This window comes from Pseudomonas sp. A39 (assembly GCF_058145955.1).
Genome location: NZ_JBYVMD010000050.1, coordinates 1 through 15,538, shown reverse-complemented (window position 1 = coordinate 15,538; position 15,538 = coordinate 1). Strand labels below are relative to the sequence as shown.

Annotated in this window: 15 protein-coding genes; 9 read left to right on the top strand and 6 right to left on the bottom strand. The window is 61.4% G+C overall.

Annotation, left to right across the window (positions count from 1 at the left end; all coding sequences use genetic code 11):
• Window positions 1–104 precede the first annotated feature (104 nt).
• Window positions 105–1,247 carry an MFS transporter gene (locus AC3ZU9_RS26725; protein WP_015886525.1) on the top strand — a complete coding sequence of 381 codons (1,143 nt, stop codon included), beginning with the start codon at window positions 105–107 and terminating at the stop codon, window positions 1,245–1,247.
• Between the two features lie 35 nt (window positions 1,248–1,282).
• Here the strand turns inward: AC3ZU9_RS26725 and AC3ZU9_RS26720 are convergent, their stop codons facing one another.
• Window positions 1,283–2,848 carry a phospholipase D family protein gene (locus tag AC3ZU9_RS26720; RefSeq protein WP_064053254.1) on the bottom strand — a complete coding sequence of 522 codons (1,566 nt, stop codon included), beginning with the start codon at window positions 2,846–2,848 and terminating at the stop codon, window positions 1,283–1,285.
• Between the two features lie 62 nt (window positions 2,849–2,910).
• On the bottom strand, window positions 2,911–4,335 hold the full coding sequence (locus tag AC3ZU9_RS26715) for an aminotransferase-like domain-containing protein (protein ID WP_064053255.1): 1,425 nt from the start codon (window positions 4,333–4,335) through the stop codon (window positions 2,911–2,913).
• 166 nt (window positions 4,336–4,501) lie between these two features.
• Between AC3ZU9_RS26715 and AC3ZU9_RS26710 the strand changes: the two genes are divergently transcribed.
• Window positions 4,502–4,726: a DUF1127 domain-containing protein gene (locus AC3ZU9_RS26710; protein ID WP_490091571.1), complete on the top strand. Its 225-nt coding sequence runs from the start codon at window positions 4,502–4,504 to the stop codon at window positions 4,724–4,726.
• A 1-nt stretch (window position 4,727) separates the two neighbouring features.
• Here AC3ZU9_RS26710 and AC3ZU9_RS26705 read toward each other — a convergent pair whose 3' ends face one another.
• The gene (locus AC3ZU9_RS26705) at window positions 4,728–6,020 is read right to left on the bottom strand and encodes an NAD(P)/FAD-dependent oxidoreductase (protein WP_490091570.1); all 1,293 of its coding nucleotides are present in this window, start codon (window positions 6,018–6,020) and stop codon (window positions 4,728–4,730) included.
• Between the two features lie 115 nt (window positions 6,021–6,135).
• On the opposite strand from AC3ZU9_RS26705, the gene AC3ZU9_RS26700 reads away from it, so the two are divergent.
• On the top strand, window positions 6,136–6,489 hold the full coding sequence (locus tag AC3ZU9_RS26700; RefSeq protein WP_003176897.1) for a YkgJ family cysteine cluster protein: 354 nt from the start codon (window positions 6,136–6,138) through the stop codon (window positions 6,487–6,489).
• Window positions 6,490–6,503: 14 nt separating this feature from the next.
• Here the strand turns inward: AC3ZU9_RS26700 and AC3ZU9_RS26695 are convergent, their stop codons facing one another.
• Complete coding sequence (locus AC3ZU9_RS26695) at window positions 6,504–6,992, bottom strand: Lrp/AsnC ligand binding domain-containing protein (protein ID WP_003176896.1); 489 nt, start codon at window positions 6,990–6,992, stop codon at window positions 6,504–6,506.
• A 156-nt stretch (window positions 6,993–7,148) separates the two neighbouring features.
• Between AC3ZU9_RS26695 and dadA the strand changes: the two genes are divergently transcribed.
• From dadA to AC3ZU9_RS26665, 6 genes are all read left to right on the top strand, one after another.
• Window positions 7,149–8,450 carry a D-amino acid dehydrogenase gene (gene dadA / locus AC3ZU9_RS26690; protein WP_102061202.1) on the top strand — a complete coding sequence of 434 codons (1,302 nt, stop codon included), beginning with the start codon at window positions 7,149–7,151 and terminating at the stop codon, window positions 8,448–8,450.
• Window positions 8,422–8,775, top strand: a complete 354-nt coding sequence (locus tag AC3ZU9_RS26685; protein ID WP_046034864.1) for a RidA family protein — start codon at window positions 8,422–8,424, stop codon at window positions 8,773–8,775. The genes dadA and AC3ZU9_RS26685 overlap by 29 nt, the downstream gene beginning before the upstream one ends.
• A gap of 80 nt (window positions 8,776–8,855) precedes the next feature.
• Window positions 8,856–9,929, top strand: a complete 1,074-nt coding sequence (alr, locus tag AC3ZU9_RS26680; protein WP_102061201.1) for an alanine racemase — start codon at window positions 8,856–8,858, stop codon at window positions 9,927–9,929.
• 116 nt (window positions 9,930–10,045) lie between these two features.
• Entirely contained in the window at window positions 10,046–10,594 is a 549-nt protein-coding gene (locus AC3ZU9_RS26675) for a cupin domain-containing protein (RefSeq protein WP_003176893.1), read from the top strand.
• Between the two features lie 182 nt (window positions 10,595–10,776).
• Complete coding sequence (locus AC3ZU9_RS26670) at window positions 10,777–11,190, top strand: c-type cytochrome (RefSeq protein WP_016975909.1); 414 nt, start codon at window positions 10,777–10,779, stop codon at window positions 11,188–11,190.
• Window positions 11,191–11,323: 133 nt separating this feature from the next.
• Window positions 11,324–13,246: an acetyl-CoA hydrolase/transferase C-terminal domain-containing protein gene (locus AC3ZU9_RS26665; protein ID WP_490091569.1), complete on the top strand. Its 1,923-nt coding sequence runs from the start codon at window positions 11,324–11,326 to the stop codon at window positions 13,244–13,246.
• A 138-nt stretch (window positions 13,247–13,384) separates the two neighbouring features.
• Here the strand turns inward: AC3ZU9_RS26665 and AC3ZU9_RS26660 are convergent, their stop codons facing one another.
• Both AC3ZU9_RS26660 and AC3ZU9_RS26655 read right to left on the bottom strand, forming a co-directional pair.
• Window positions 13,385–13,957, bottom strand: coding sequence for a xanthine phosphoribosyltransferase (locus tag AC3ZU9_RS26660; RefSeq protein WP_003195447.1), 573 nt, complete (start codon window positions 13,955–13,957; stop codon window positions 13,385–13,387).
• A gap of 58 nt (window positions 13,958–14,015) precedes the next feature.
• The coding region (locus AC3ZU9_RS26655) for a 3'-5' exonuclease (protein WP_490091568.1) at window positions 14,016–15,538 on the bottom strand (1,523 nt) is incomplete at its 5' end.

Here is a 15,538-nt window from a genome sequence, read left to right as displayed (position 1 = left end):
TGACACGCTTGGGTGCCTGCATCGCGGGCAAGCCCGACTCCCACACAAGCTCGCTCCTACAGTTCGTTTTGCAAGCCCGAAAACTTATCCACAGGAGCGTGGCAATGCGTTGGGCGACTTATTTCGCCGTCCTGGCCTCGGTACTCAGCGTCGGCCTGGCGCTGGGTGTCAGCATGCCGCTGGTGTCCCTGCGCCTTGAAAGCTGGGGCTACGGCAGCTTTGCCATTGGTGTGATGGCGGCTATGCCCGCGTTTGGTGTGCTGCTGGGCGCCAAGGTCTCCAGTCGCATGGCCTCCTGGCTCGGCACGGCCAACCTCATGCGCCTGTGCCTGTGGGCGGGCGCGGTGTCCATCGGCTTGTTGGCGATCCTGCCCAGCTATCCGGTCTGGCTGGTGTTGCGGCTGATGATCGGCGTGATCCTCACCATCGTATTTATCCTCGGCGAAAGCTGGATAAACCAATTGGTAGTGGAGCAGTGGCGCGGCCGGCTGGTGGCCCTGTATGGCTGCAGTTATGCCTTGAGCCAACTGTCGGGCCCGTTGCTGCTGGGCCTGATCGGTACCGACCATGATTATGGTTTCTGGGTGGGCGTAGCCCTGCTGATGGTGGCGCCGCTGTTGCTGCTGGGACGCTCCGGCGCACCGAGCGCCGAGTCCTTCAGCGTGACCTTCGCGCAACTGTGGCGCTTCTGCCTGAGCCTGCCCGCGATTGCCTGGGCGGTGGCGCTGTTCGCCGCATTCGAGGCGATGATCCTCACGTTGCTGCCGGTGTATTGCCTGCAGCAAGGCTTCACCGCCGAAGTTGCCCTGGCCATGGTCAGCACGGTGGTGGTCGGCGATGCGCTGCTGCAACTGCCCATCGGTGCGCTGGCCGACTACCTGCCGCGACGCACGTTGTTCCTGGGCTGTGCGCTGCTGTTGCTGGCATCGAGCCTGGCCATTGCGCCGTTGATGCACACGCCGCTGATCTGGCCGGTGTGGGTGCTGTTCGGCGCCAGTGCCGGCGGTTTGTTCACCCTGTCGCTGATCCTGATCGGCGAGCGTTACCGTGACGATGCGCTGGTGCGCGCCAATGCCCATGTGGCGCAGTTGTGGGGTATCGGCTGCCTGATCGGGCCGTTGGTTGCGGGTGCCGGCAGCCAGTGGGTCAGCGGGCATGCGCTGCCGTGGCTGATGGCGGCGGGCGCGCTGGGACTGGTGGTGCTGTTGCTGCGCCAAGGCGCCTTCGGCGCAGCACAGCCAGCCTGACCTGACATGCAATCGCGTGTGGGGCCTCGTCTTTCTTAAAGCATCCGCTCGAGGCCAACGCTGGTGGCGAACCACGCATTGAACCGCCGCCACCAGTTGCCCGGCTCGCGGGTCAGGGTGTGCAATTGGCCGTTGTCCTCGGTGACCCACACGATCTGGCCATCCTGCAATTTCGCCTCATAGCTCAAGGCCGGGGCCATGCCTTGCAGCGCCAGGTTACGCACGTGTTCCGCCAACTCCGGGCTGTCGACCAGCACACCCACTTCGGTGTTCCACAGCACCGAGCGCGGGTCGAAGTTGAAGGAGCCGATAAACGATTTCGTCCGATCAAAAATCATCGCCTTGCTGTGCAAGCTGGAGTCCGAACCACGGAAGGTACCGCGCCGAAACAGGTGTGGGCCGCTGCCGCCGCCGTCCCCGGGTTGGCGGCGCAGCTCATAGAGCTTCACGCCATGTTCCAGCAGGGCCTTGCGGTAGGGCGCGTAACCGCCGTGCACAGCCGGCACGTCGGTGGCTTCGAGCGCGTTAGTCAGCAGGCTGACCGACACGCCGGCGTCGGCGCGCCCGGTCAGGTACACCAGCCCCGGTTGCCCCGGCACGAAGTAGGCCGAGATCATGATCAGCTCGTGGTTGACCCCTTCGAGTTCCGGCGCCAGTTGCGTCGTGAGCAGCAGCCGAGGGTCTGGGTCGGCCTTGGACAGCACCTTGCTCGGCGCATCCCAGAGCGCCTGGTTCCAGGCCCAGATCAGCTCGCGGCGCCAGATGTCCATGCGCGGTTGGGTCTGGTAGGTGCGCAAGCGGTTGTACAGCGCGTGATTCTGCTGGCGCGACTCGGCCAGCGAGGCTTCCAGTCGCACGCGTGCGGCGGCCAGGTCGCCTCGGGTCGGCGCAATAGACACGAAGTCATCAATGGGCTTGCTCAGGGCACTGTTCCAGTACTGGTCGAAGCTGTGGCCGAGCTGCTCAGCCACCGGCCCTACGCTGAGCATGTCGATGTCGGTGAAGTTCAGGTTGGGCTCGGCGTCGAAATATTCATCCCCCAGGTTGCGCCCGCCGACGATGGCCACGCTGTTGTCCGCCAACCACAGCTTGTTGTGCATGCGCCGATGCTGCAGCGACAGGTTGAACAAGCGGCCCATGGCCCGTGTCGCGCCGGTGCTGCGCCCTAGGTGCAGCGGGTTGAACAGGCGAATCTCGATCTTGGGGTGGGCGGCGAGGGTGGCGATGATCTGGTCCAGGCCATCACTGGTGGTGTCGTCCAGCAGGATACGCACGCGCACGCCGCGGTCAGCGGCCTTGAGCAGTTCGTCCACCAGCATGCGGGTGCTGATGCCGTCGTGCACGATGTAGTACTGCAGGTCGAGGCTGGTCTGGGCGTTACGGATCAGCTCGGCACGTGCCATGAACGCCTCGCTGCTGTTGGGCAGCAGGCGAAAACCGGAGCGCCCTTGATAGGGCGCGGCCTGGGCCTGGATCGACCGGCCGAACGACGATTGCGCGGCGGGCAGGGCGTCGCTGGGGATGCGCGGTACGCTCACCGTGGCGCAGCCACCCAGGGCCAGGGCTCCCAACAGGAAAAACGGTAATAGCCGTTGAATCATCAAGGGAGCTGCTTCCAGATCAGGGCGGTTGTCGGCATATGACGGCAATTTCCCGCGAAAGGTCAGTCGGCCACCTCAGCGAGCATTTTGCTGGCGGCGGCACCGACCTTGCGCACGGCTTCTTCAATCTGTGCGGTTGGCTTGGCAGCGTAGTTCATGCGCAGGCAGTTGCGGTACTTGCCCGATGCGGAAAAGATGCTGCCTACGGCCACCTGCACGCCTTGTTCCATCAGCACACGGTTGAGCTTCAACGTATCAAAGCCTTCCGGCAGTTCGATCCACAGCATGAAACTGCCCTGGGGGCGACTCGCCCGCGTACCTGCCGGGAAATAACGGCTGACCCAGTCAAGCATCAAGTCGCGATTACGCTGGTATTGCGTGCGCATCCGCCGCAAATGGGGCTCGAAGTGGCCGCCTTTGAGGAATTCGGCTATTGCGATCTGCGGCTGCGTGGCGGTTGATCCGGTGCTGATGTACTTCATGTGCAGCACCCGCTCCAGGTAGCGGCCGGGAGCAACCCAGCCGATGCGCAATCCGGGCGCCAGGGTTTTCGAGAACGAACTGCACAACAATACTCGGCCGTCTTCGTCGAAGGACTTGATGGTGCGCGGGCGTGGGTAGCTGTAGGCCAGTTCGCCGTATACGTCATCTTCGATGATCGCCACGTCAAAGCGCTGGGCCAAGGTCAGCAGCGCACGTTTGCGCGCTTCCGGCATGATGTAGCCCAAGGGGTTGTTGCAGTTGGGCGTGAGCTGGATGACCTTGATCGGCCACTGTTCCAGTGCCAGCTCCAGGGCTTCGAGGCTGATGCCGGTGATGGGGTCGGTAGGGATTTCCAGGGCTTTCATGCCCAGCCCTTTGAGGGTCTGCATGGCGCCGTGGAAGCTCGGTGAATCCACCGCGACGATATCACCCGGCTCGCAAATGGCATGGATGCTGGCGGACAGCGCCTCATGGCAGCCGGTGGTGATGACGATATCGTCGGCGGTCAGTTGGCAGCCGGAATCCAATGACAGTCGCGCAATTTGTTCGCGCAATTCCATACAGCCCATGATGTTGTCGTAGTACAGCCCCGGCAAGTCCTGGCGCCGGCTTACACGGGCCAGGCTGCGCAGCAGAGGCTTGATCGTAGGTGACAATACGTCCGGCATGCCACGGCCCATCTGTATGACGTCTTTGCGGGGGACGGCGCGAATCAGCTCCAGCACTTGGTCCCATTGCGATATCTCCACCGGGCGCTGGGCGGGTCGACCGATTTCGGGCAGGGCCGGCAGCGCTCGGCCGACCGGCACAAAATAGCCAGACTTGGGTTTGGGCATCGCCAGGCCATTGTCTTCCAGCAATCGATAAGCCTGTTGCACGGTGCTCAGGCTGACCCCGTGCTCCACGCTCAGGGCCCGTACGGAAGGCAATCGATCGCCGGGGCGGTAGAAGCCCTGTTCGATGCGTGTACCCAGCAGTTCGGCAAGGTTGACGTAGAGGGTCATGGCGGTCGCTCCCGAGAGACCAGTACAGATAGGGGGAAAATACAGGATTCAGGCGTCCGCAGGCAGTGTCTGTATGGATTTAATAAGGTTAAGTTGAATCTGTAATGCTTTTGCCCCTGCACTCATGCTTGTCACTCGTAGCAACAAGCAATCGAGGGGCAACACCATGAGCGGTATGAGTGATGTGCGGCTGGCGTTACACAGTCAGGAGTTGGAGGCAGGGCAAGCGCGCGCGACGGCGCCGCGGGATATCAGCCGCTGGAGCCTGTTCTGGCACCGCCGTCACACGCGCAGGGCGTTGCTGCACCTGAGCCGCGAGCAGTTGCGTGACGTCGGGCTGACCGAGGAGCAGGCGCGCCAGGAAGGGGTGAAACCGTTCTGGCGCAGTTGATTCACACCCGCTCTTTGAGCCTGTGCCAGAGCATCCCCAATGCCAGCAGTGGCGAGCGCAGGTGCTTGCCGCCGGGGAAGGTGAGGTGCGGCACCTGGGCGAACAGATCAAAGCGCGCCTGTTGTTGGCCACTGATGGCTTCGGCCAGCAGCTTGCCCGCCAGGTGCGTGGCGTTGAGGCCATGGCCGGCATAGGCCTGGGCGTAATACACGTTGGGTTGGGTGGCCAGTCGGCCAATCTGCGGTAGGCGGTTGGCGCCGATGCCGATCATGCCGCCCCATTGGTAATCGATTTTTACATCGGCCAGTTGCGGGAACACCTGCAGCATCTTCGGACGCATGTACGCGCCGATGTCCTTGGGGTCGCGACCGGAGTAGTGGCACGCGCCGCCGAACAGCAATCGGCGGTCGGCAGACAGTCGGAAGTAGTCCACGGTCACGCGCTGGTCACACACCGCCATGTTCTGTGGCAGCAGGTTGGCGGCCTGGGCTTCGCTCAACGGCTCAGTGGCGATGATGTAGCTGCCGGCGGGCAGCACTTTGCCGCTCAGGTGTGGGTTGAGGTCATTGAGGTAGGCATTGCAGGCGAGTACCAGGGTCTTGGCGCGTACATTGCCCTGAGCGGTATGCACGTTGACCTCGGGGCCGTAGTCGATGCGCGTGACTTCGGACTGTTCGAACAACTTCACGCCCAATTGCTGCGCCGCGGCGGCTTCGCCGAGGGCCAGGTTGAGCGGATGCAAGTGGCCGGAGCCCATGTCGATCATACCGCCCACGTAGCGGTCGGAGCCGATTACGCTGCTCATCTCGCTGGCCTGCAGCAGGCGCACTTCATGGCGATAGCCGAGGCTGCGCAGTTCTGCGGCGTCTTCGGCCAGGCCTTGCAGGTCGCGAGGTTTGTTGGCGAGGTCGCAGTAACCCCAGGTCAGGTCGCAAGGGATCTGAAAGCGCTCGACGCGCTCGCGCACGATCTCCACGGCTTCCAGGCCCATCAGCTTCATCTCGCGCACGCCCTCGGTCCCGATCACGTTGGCGAACTGGTCCAGGCCGTGGCCCACGCCGCGAATCAACTGGCCGCCGTTACGCCCGCTGGCGCCCCAGCCGACTTTGCGCGCTTCCAGCAACACCACGCTGAAACCGCGTTCGGCCAGCTCCAGCGCCGTGTTGAGCCCGGAAAAACCACCGCCTACCACGCACACATCCGCTGTGTTCTCGCCGGTCAGTACCGGGTAATCGGGGTGCGGCACGCTGCTGGCCGCGTAGTAGGAAGTGGTGTGCCGGGCGCTGGCGGTCATGGGGAAAATCCCTGTTTGGAAAATTTGACGCAGGATACAGCGGTCGGACGAAGCTGTCTGCGCAGGGCGTTTTGCGGCAGAATCCACGTCTATTCGCCGTTCGGTACGTGTTTCGATGAGTTGCAACAGCCAGAAAATCAGCGCGCTGCGCAGGCAGATTCCTTCGTTCGAGTGCGTTCCCGGTTGCCACGATTGCTGTGGGCCAGTGACGACTTCGCCCGAGGAAATGTCGCGCCTGCCGCGTAAGACGGCGGCCGAGCAGGACGCGGCCATGGACGAGTTGAATTGCGTGCACCTGGGGCCCAATGGTTGCACCGTGTATGACGAGCGTCCGCTGATCTGCAGGCTGTTCGGCACGACAAAGACCCTGCCGTGCCCCAATGGGCGTGGGCCTGTTGAGCTGATTCACCCGCGGGTGGAAAAACAGATCCATGAATACATGGCCAGCACCCGGCAGGTACTCGTCTAACGGTTGTGCTCGATTCAATCCGGGATCGGCAGGTTCAGGCTCTCCTTCACCTCTTCCATCACGATATAGCTCTTCGACTCCCGCACATGAGGCAGTTTGAGCAGGATATCGCCAAGCAATTTGCGGTACGAGGCCATCTCGGAAATCCGCGCCTTCACCAGGTAGTCGAAGTCCCCGGACACCAAGTGGCATTCCAGCACGTGCGGTAGTTTCAGTACCGCACGACGGAACTCTTCAAAGGTGTCGCCGGATTTGTAATCGAGGCTGATCTCGACAAATACCAGCAAACTGCCCTTTAAATGCTGGGGGTTGAGCCGCGCGTTGTAGCCCATGATGATCCCTTCACGCTCCAGCCGACGCACGCGCTCGGTACACGGCGTGGTCGACAGCCCGACCTTTTCCCCCAACTCCGTGAACGAAATACGTCCATCGGTTTGCAGGATGCGCAGGATGTTGCGATCAATCTTGTCCAGCTCGCGCTTGGTCTGGGTGTTGGTACGCATAGGGGATACGCCTCTGTGAAAAGGGTTTTTGCCGAGAATTGTCGCCAAATATAGGCAGTTATATAGTGAAATGCACTGGCAATTGTTTTTTACACTGCGCTCATCATTGCTCGAATAACACACGTCAGCGGCCATGCCCGCGATGAGGATATAAAAATGCGCGTTCTGGTCTTGGGTAGCGGTGTCATTGGGGTGACCAGTGCCTACTATTTGGCGCGGGCCGGCTTTGAAGTGGTCGTCGTCGACCGTCAACCCGCCGCTGCCATGGAAACCAGTTTCGCCAACGCCGGCCAGGTGTCCCCAGGCTACGCCTCGCCATGGGCCGCACCGGGCGTGCCGCTCAAGGCCATCAAATGGCTGCTGCAGCGTCACGCGCCGCTGGCGATCAAGGCCACCGCCGATATCGACCAATACCTGTGGATGGCGCAGATGCTGCGCAACTGCACCGCCAGCCGTTACGCGGTGAACAAGGAGCGGATGGTGCGCCTGTCCGAGTACAGCCGTGACTGCCTCGACGAATTGCGCACCGAGACCGGCATTGCCTACGAAGGCCGCAGCCTCGGGACTACCCAACTCTTCCGCACCCAGGCTCAGCTCGACGGGGCCGCTAAAGACATCGCCGTGTTGAAGGAATCCGGTGTGCCGTTCGAGCTGCTCGACCGCGCCGGCATTGCCCGCGTTGAGCCGGCCCTGGCCAGCGTGACCGATATCCTCGCCGGTGCCCTGCGATTGCCCAACGACCAGACGGGTGACTGCCAGATGTTCACCACCCGCCTGGCCGATATGTGCAAGCAATTGGGCGTTGAATTCCGCTTTGAACAAGACATCCAGCGCCTCGATTACGCGGGCGACCGCATCAACGGCGTGTGGATCGACGGCAAGCTGGAAACCGCCGACCGCTACGTGCTGGCCCTCGGCAGCTACTCGCCGAAGCTGCTCAAGCCGCTGGGAATCAAGGCACCGGTATACCCGCTCAAGGGTTACTCGCTGACCGTGCCGATTACTCATTCGGCGATGGCGCCGACGTCGACCATCCTCGACGAGACCTACAAGGTCGCAATCACCCGCTTCGACAACCGCATTCGCGTCGGTGGCATGGCTGAAATAGCCGGTTTTGACCTGTCGCTTAACCCGCGTCGGCGCGAAACCCTGGAGATGATCGTCAACGACCTTTATCCTCAGGGCGGCGATCTGTCCGCAGCCACCTTTTGGACCGGCCTGCGCCCGACCACACCCGACGGCACGCCGATTGTCGGTGCCACCCCATTCAAGAACCTGTTCCTGAATACCGGCCATGGCACCCTCGGTTGGACAATGGCGTGTGGTTCCGGTCGTTTGCTGGCCGACCTGATGGCGAAGAAAACCCCGCAGATCAGCGCCGAAGGCCTCGATATTTCCCGTTATGGCAACCACCAGGAGTCCGCAAAACATGTCAATCCAGCGCCAGCTCACCAATGAGCGCATGAGCCAGATCGTTGTTCACAGCGGTACCGTGTATCTGGCAGGCCAAGTCGGCGACGACATGAGCGCCGGGATTGAGCAGCAGACCCGTGAAACCCTGGTCAATATCGAGCGTTTGCTGGACCTGGCCGGTACCGACAAATCCAAATTGCTGTCGGTGACGATCTACCTGAAAGACATCGACGCCGATTTCGCCGGCATGAACGCGGTATGGGACAAGTGGCTGCCCAAAGGCGTCGCCCCGGCCCGCGCCACGGTGGAAGCCAAGCTGTGCGAACCGGAAATCCTGGTAGAGCTGTCTGTCGTGGCGGCTTTGCCTTAAACAACGATCCTTCTTCCGGTGCCGAAGCCGTCGGTGGGTGCCGGTTTTTTCTTCACTTTGCTGCCTAGAAGCGTGCCGCCATGCGTCCTGCCCGTGCCTTGATCGACCTCCAAGCCCTGCGTCACAACTACCAACTGGCCCGTGAAGTCACGGGGGCCAAGGCCCTCGCCGTGGTCAAGGCCGACGCTTATGGCCACGGTGCCGTGCGCGTGGCCCAGGCGTTGGAAGCCGACGCCGATGGGTTTGCCGTGGCGTGCATCGAAGAGGCTTTGGAGCTGCGCGCCGCCGGGATTCGTGCGCCGGTGCTGCTGCTGGAAGGTTTTTTCGAGGCCGACGAGCTGCCGCTGATCCTCGAGCACGATTTGTGGTGCGTGGTGCATTCGCTGTGGCAACTGGAAGCGATTGAGCAGGCGCAGTTGCGTGCGCCGCTGACCGTCTGGCTCAAGCTGGATTCGGGCATGCACCGTGTCGGCCTGCACCCCAAGGATTTCCAGGAGGCGTACCAGCGCCTGTTGGCCAGCGGAAAAGTGGCCAAGATCGTGTTGATGAGCCACTTCGCCCGCGCCGATGAGCTCGATTGCGTCAGCAGCGATGAACAAGTCGCGGTGTTTGAGGCGGCGCGCCAGGGCCTTTCGGCCGAGGTCAGCTTGCGCAATTCGCCGTCGGTGCTGGGCTGGCCGAGTGTGTCCAGCGACTGGGTGCGCCCGGGCATCATGCTTTACGGCGCCACGCCGTTTGGCGAAGACCAGGCCCTCGCCGCGCGTTTGCAGCCGGTGATGACCCTGGAATCCAAGGTTATCTGCGTGCGCGAACTGCCGGCCGGTGAGCCGGTGGGTTATGGCGCCAAGTTCATCACGCCAAAACCGATGCGCATCGGCGTGGTCGCCATGGGCTATGCCGACGGCTACCCGCGTCACGCCCCCACCGGCACGCCGGTACTGGTCGCTGGGCAGCGCAGCCAGCTATTGGGCCGTGTCTCCATGGACATGCTGTGTGTCGACCTGACGGACGTGCCTCAGGCCGGCCTTGGTGCCACGGTGGAGTTGTGGGGCAAAAACATCCTCGCCAGTGATATCGCCACCGCCGCCGAGACCATTCCCTACCAGATTTTCTGCAACCTGCGCCGCGTGCCAAGGCTCTATTGCGGCGCTTGATCGCCAGGTACGAACCCAACCGCCTGGGATTTAGGCCCAAGTGTTGTAAATACTGAACGCTGTCGCCATGATAACGCTCAATTACAACAAAGCCTGAATCCTAGGAGGCTCCTGCATTGGACGTCGGCGAACGACTGCAATCCATCCGTAAACTGAAGGGTCTTTCCCAGCGCGAGCTCGCCAAGCGCGCGGGTGTCACCAACAGCACCATTTCGATGATCGAAAAAAACAGCGTCAGCCCCTCGATCAGCTCCTTGCGCAAGGTGCTGGGCGGCATCCCCATGTCGATGGTCGAGTTCTTTTCCGAGGAGATCCTCCAGGAAATACCGACGCAGATCGTCTATAAAGCCAATGAGCTCATCGATATCTCTGACGGCGCCGTCACCATGAAACTGGTAGGCCGCGCGCACCCCAGCCGGGCGATTGCATTTCTCAACGAGATTTACCCACCGGGCGCCGACACGGGCGAAGAAATGCTCACCCACGAAGGCGAAGAAACCGGGATTTTGGTGGAAGGTCGCCTGGAGTTGGTGGTCGGTCTTGAAACTTTTGTGCTCGAAGCCGGCGATAGCTACTACTTTGAAAGCACCAAGCCGCATCGTTTTCGCAACCCGTTCGATGTGCCGGCGCGACTAATCAGCGCAGCCACGCCCGCGAACTTTTAAGAATAGAGGCGCCCTGCCAGCGTTGCAGAGGTTCCCGCAGCTGTATTCCGCGAGGCCGAATCTCCCTTTATTTAATAGGGTTGTTTCGGCCAGGCGGGCTAACCGTTATACTTTCGCCGCCTGCGAAACCGTGGCCGCAGGCGTGAATAGCCACCATTGAGGGTGAACGCGTGAACCTAATTATGAAAATGCTGGCTGCACCAGCAACCGTACTGGCCCTATGGGCTGTCAGCGCTCAAGCTGCGACCAACGACGACATTGCCAAGCGCCTGGAGCCTGTGGGTCAGGTTTGCGTCCAGGGCCAGGAATGCAAGGGCATGGAAGTGGCGGTAGCCGCCGGCGGCGGCGCGGCGAAGACGCCGGATGAGATCATCGCCAAGCACTGCAACGCTTGCCACGGTACGGGCCTGTTGGGCGCGCCGAAAATCGGCGATACCGCCGCCTGGAAAGAGCGCGCCGACCATCAGGGCGGCCTGGATGGGATCCTGGCCAAGGCGATCACGGGCATCAATGCCATGCCGCCAAAAGGCACGTGCTCTGATTGCTCGGATGATGACCTGAAAGGTGCGATCGAGAAGATGTCGGGTTTGAAATAAACCAATCTTCGCCAAAAAGCCGCTTACGGGCGGCTTTTTTGTGGCCGCGATTTGTGTTTCAACACTGTTCTTTGCAGCAAAGACCCTGCAAGCTCGGTCCAACCCCTAATCATGGAATGTTCAGGAGGGTCGGATGGTGCAGTTGTGTTCAATCGAGCAAGCAGTTGACGACGTACTGGAACGGTTGCCGGCGCATATCCACATGGGTATGCCGCTTGGCCTGGGCAAGCCGAACCTGTTCGCCAACGCGCTGTACCGGCGCATCGCCAAATTGCCGGAGCGGTCGCTGACGATCTATACCGCCTTGAGCCTGGGCCGGCCAACGCTGGGCGATGGCTTGCAGAAACGCTTTCTCGAACCCTTTATCGAGCGGGTGTTTGGCGATTACCCCGAGCTGGATTTCCTCGCCGACCTGCACAAAGACACGCTTCCAAAAAATATCCATGTACAGCAGTTCTTCATGCAACCCGGCAGCCTGCTCCATAGCGAGTCGGCGCAGCAGGACTACGTCAGCAGCAACTACAGCCACGCCGCCCGCGACATCAACGCAGCCGGCTTGAACCTGGTGGCGCAATTGGTTGCCAGCAGCGCCGAGCATCCTGATCGCCTGAGCCTGAGCTGCAACCCGGATATCACCCTCGACCTGCTGCCCATGATCGCCAAGCGCCGTGAGGCCGGTGAAACCGTGCTGATCGTCGGCCAGGTCCACAGCGAGTTGCCCTACATGCCAGGGGATGCCGAGTTGGGCATGGACGCCTTCGACTACCTGCTCGATGAAAAAGACAGCACCACGCTGTTCTCGACGCCGAATATGCCGGTGGGTTTCCAAGACCACTTTATCGGCCTGCATGCCAGCACCCTGGTGCGCGATGGCGGCACCTTGCAGATCGGCATCGGCTCCATGGGGGATGCGCTGACGGCCGCGCTGTTGGCGCGCCAGGCCGACAACGAAGCCTATCGATTGCTGCTGACCGACCTCGATGTGTACCAATGGGCACCGTTGATCAGCCGAGAAGGCGGCGTCGACCCCTTCGCCCGCGGCCTCTACGGTTGCAGCGAAATGTTCGTCAACGGCCTGTTGGTGCTGGCGGACGCGGGGATTATCCGCCGCAAGGTCTACCCGGATGTGGCAACGCAGGAACAGGCTAACGCCGGCACGCTTGACGACGCCGCACAGCCCGACGGCATCTCCATCCACGGCGGATTCTTCCTTGGCCCAAGAAGTTTTTACCAGCGCCTGCAGGAAATGACCCACGCCAAGCGTCTTGAATTCAACATGACCCGCATCAGCTACATCAACGAGCTGTACGGCCAGGAAGCACTCAAGCGCCTGCAACGCCTGGACGCACGGTTTATCAACAGCGCGATCATCGTCACATTGCTCGGTGCCGGCGTCGCCGATCAACTGGAGGACGGTCGCGTACTCAGCGGCGTGGGCGGGCAGTACAACTTTGTCGCCCAAGGCCATGCGCTGGAAGGCGCGCGGTCGATCCTGATTTTGCGCAGTTGGCGCGAGTCGGCGGGGGAGGTCAGTTCCAACATCGTGTGGGACTACGGGCACTGCACGATTCCTCGACACCTGCGGGACATTGTCATCACCGAGTACGGCATTGCCGATCTGCGGGGGCAGACGGATGCCAAGGTGATCGAGGCGTTGCTCAATATCACCGACTCACGGTTCCAGGACGATTTGATTGAGCAGGCGCAAAAGGCCGGCAAGCTGCCCAAGGGTTTCCAGTTGGATCCGCGCTTCGCCGATAACACGCCGGAGCGGCTTCAGGCCATTCAAGCGCGCCATCGTCGGCTGTTTCCGGAGTATCCGCTGGGCAGCGACTTTACGGATGAGGAGCGCGATTTGCTGCGCGCGCTGAACTGGCTCAAGAGCAAGTTCAAGCTCACGGAGATTCTGGAATTGGGCAAGGCGGCGTTGGATGCGCCGGAGCCGGAGGCGTTTCCTGAGCATTTGAAGCGGATGCGGTTGGATAACCCGGAAGGTTTGAAAGAAGATTTATATCAGCGGCTGCTGCTCGCCGGCCTCCAGGCCACCACACACTAAAAACCAACACAAAACCAAATGTGGGAGGGGGCTTGCTCCCGATAGCAGTGGGTCAGCCAACCCATTGGGTGATTGATACACCGCGATCGGGGGCAAGCCCCCTCCCACATTTGATCGGTGTTCACTTGGTGCAACAAATTACTCGATGAAGGTGACCACACCACCGGCGAGGGATTTGACTCGTGCCAGGGATTCCACTCGGTATCCCTGCGCATCCAGCTCCGCACGGCCGCCCTGGAACGACTTCTCGATCACAATCCCCAAGCCGGCCACGGTCGCGCCGGCCTGCTTGATGATCGAAATCAGCGCCTGGGACGCCTTGCCGTTCGCCAGGAAGTCATCGATCACCAGCACGCGGTCGCTGCTGGTCAGGTGGCGCGGGGAGATCGCCACGGTGCTCTCGGTTTTTTTGGTGAAGGAATACACCGTCGCCGACAGCAGGTTTTCCGTCAGGGTCAGGGATTGCTGCTTGCGCGCGAAGATCACCGGTACGCCCAGGTTCAAGCCGGTCATGATCGCCGGGGCGATGCCCGAGGCTTCGATGGTGACGATCTTGGTGATGCCCGAGTCCTTGAACAGCGCGGCGAATTCGTCGCCGATCAGCTTCATCAGTGCCGGGTCGATCTGGTGGTTCAAAAAGGCGTCGACCTTGAGTACCTGATCGGAAAGCACGATGCCTTCTTCGCGAATTTTCTTATGCAGTGCTTCCACGGAAAGCTTCCTCTAATGGCGCGGTGCGCGCCGAAAGTAGATTAAAAAGTAGTCGATTCTAGCGCTTTAACATCGCGCGTATGTCCGCCAAGGCGGTGTTGCCGCGAACGGCCTTCACCTCGGTGGGGGTGTCGTCATTGCCTTCCCAGGCCAGATCGTCCGGTGGTAGCTCGTCCAGGAACCGGCTGGGGGCACAATCGATGATTTCGCCGTATTGCTTGCGCTTGGCGGCAAAGGTGAAGGCCAGTGTCTGGCGCGCGCGGGTGATGCCCACGTAGGCCAGGCGACGTTCTTCTTCGATGGTGTCGGCTTCGATGCTGGAGCGGTGCGGGAGGATTTCCTCTTCCATGCCCATGATGAACACGTAGGGAAATTCGAGGCCCTTGGATGCATGCAAGGTCATCATCTGCACACCTTCGGCGCCGTCTTCTTCTTCCTGCTGGCGCTCGAGCATGTCGCGCAGCACCAGTTTGCCGATGGCGTCTTCGACGGTCATCTCGCCGTCTTCGTCTTTTTCCAGGGTGTTCTTCAAGGCTTCGATCAGGAACCAGACGTTGCCCATGCGGTAGTCCGCGGCCTTGTCGCTGGAGCTGTTGGTGCGCAGCCAGTTTTCGTAGTCGATGTCCATGACCATGCTGCGCAGGGCGCTGATCGGGTCTTCGCCGGCGCACTGCTCACGCACCTTGTCCATGAAGCGCTTGAAGCGCGACAGGCGATCGGTGAAGCGCGTGTCCAGGTGTTCGCCCAGGCCGATTTCGTCGGTGGCGGCATACATCGAGATCTTGCGTTCAGTGGCGTAGTTACCGAGCTTTTCCAGGGTGGTGGAGCCGATTTCGCGGCGCGGCACGTTGATCACGCGCAGGAAGGCGTTGTCGTCGTCCGGGTTCACGATCAGGCGGAAGTAGGCCATCAGGTCCTTGACTTCCTGGCGTCCGAAAAAGCTATTGCCGCCTGACAGGCGATACGGCACTTGGTGGTGCTGCAATTTCAGCTCGATCAGCTTGGCCTGGTAGTTGCCGCGGTACAGGATCGCGAAATCGCTGTAGGGCCGGTCGGTGCGCAAGTGCAGGCTGAGGATTTCCACGGCCACGCGCTCGGCTTCGGCGTCTTCGTTGCGGCAGCGGATCACGCGAATCTCGTCGCCATGGCCCATCTCGCTCCACAGCTGTTTCTCAAATTCGTGTGGATTGTTGGAGATCAGCACGTTGGCGCAGCGCAGGATGCGGCTGGTGGAGCGGTAGTTCTGCTCCAGCATCACCACTTTCAAGGACGGGTAGTCGTCCTTGAGCAGCATCAGGTTTTCCGGGCGGGCGCCGCGCCAGGCGTAGATCGACTGGTCATCGTCGCCTACCACGGTGAACTGGTTGCGCTTGCCGATCAGCATTTTCACCAGCAGGTATTGGCTGGCGTTGGTGTCCTGGTATTCGTCCACCAGCAGGTAGCGCACCTTGTTCTGCCACTTTTCGAGGATGTCGGCGTGTTCCTCGAACAGCTTCACCGGCAGCAGGATCAGGTCGTCGAAGTCCACCGCGTTGAACGCCTTGAGCGTGCGCTGGTAGTGGGTGTAGACGATGGCGGCGG

What these genes read in the sequence shown, in the direction of transcription:
- AC3ZU9_RS26725 (WP_015886525.1), top strand. Translation starts at nt 105, where the DNA reads ATGCGTTGGGCGACTTATTTCGCCGTCCTGGCCTCGGTACTCAGCGTC.
- AC3ZU9_RS26720 (WP_064053254.1), bottom strand. Translation starts at nt 2,848, where the DNA reads ATGATTCAACGGCTATTACCGTTTTTCCTGTTGGGAGCCCTGGCCCTG.
- AC3ZU9_RS26715 (WP_064053255.1), bottom strand. Translation starts at nt 4,335, where the DNA reads ATGACCCTCTACGTCAACCTTGCCGAACTGCTGGGTACACGCATCGAA.
- AC3ZU9_RS26710 (WP_490091571.1), top strand. Translation starts at nt 4,502, where the DNA reads ATGAGCGGTATGAGTGATGTGCGGCTGGCGTTACACAGTCAGGAGTTG.
- AC3ZU9_RS26705 (WP_490091570.1), bottom strand. Translation starts at nt 6,020, where the DNA reads ATGACCGCCAGCGCCCGGCACACCACTTCCTACTACGCGGCCAGCAGC.
- AC3ZU9_RS26700 (WP_003176897.1), top strand. Translation starts at nt 6,136, where the DNA reads ATGAGTTGCAACAGCCAGAAAATCAGCGCGCTGCGCAGGCAGATTCCT.
- AC3ZU9_RS26695 (WP_003176896.1), bottom strand. Translation starts at nt 6,992, where the DNA reads ATGCGTACCAACACCCAGACCAAGCGCGAGCTGGACAAGATTGATCGC.
- dadA (WP_102061202.1), top strand. Translation starts at nt 7,149, where the DNA reads ATGCGCGTTCTGGTCTTGGGTAGCGGTGTCATTGGGGTGACCAGTGCC.
- AC3ZU9_RS26685 (WP_046034864.1), top strand. Translation starts at nt 8,422, where the DNA reads ATGTCAATCCAGCGCCAGCTCACCAATGAGCGCATGAGCCAGATCGTT.
- alr (WP_102061201.1), top strand. Translation starts at nt 8,856, where the DNA reads ATGCGTCCTGCCCGTGCCTTGATCGACCTCCAAGCCCTGCGTCACAAC.
- AC3ZU9_RS26670 (WP_016975909.1), top strand. Translation starts at nt 10,777, where the DNA reads ATGAAAATGCTGGCTGCACCAGCAACCGTACTGGCCCTATGGGCTGTC.
- AC3ZU9_RS26665 (WP_490091569.1), top strand. Translation starts at nt 11,324, where the DNA reads ATGGTGCAGTTGTGTTCAATCGAGCAAGCAGTTGACGACGTACTGGAA.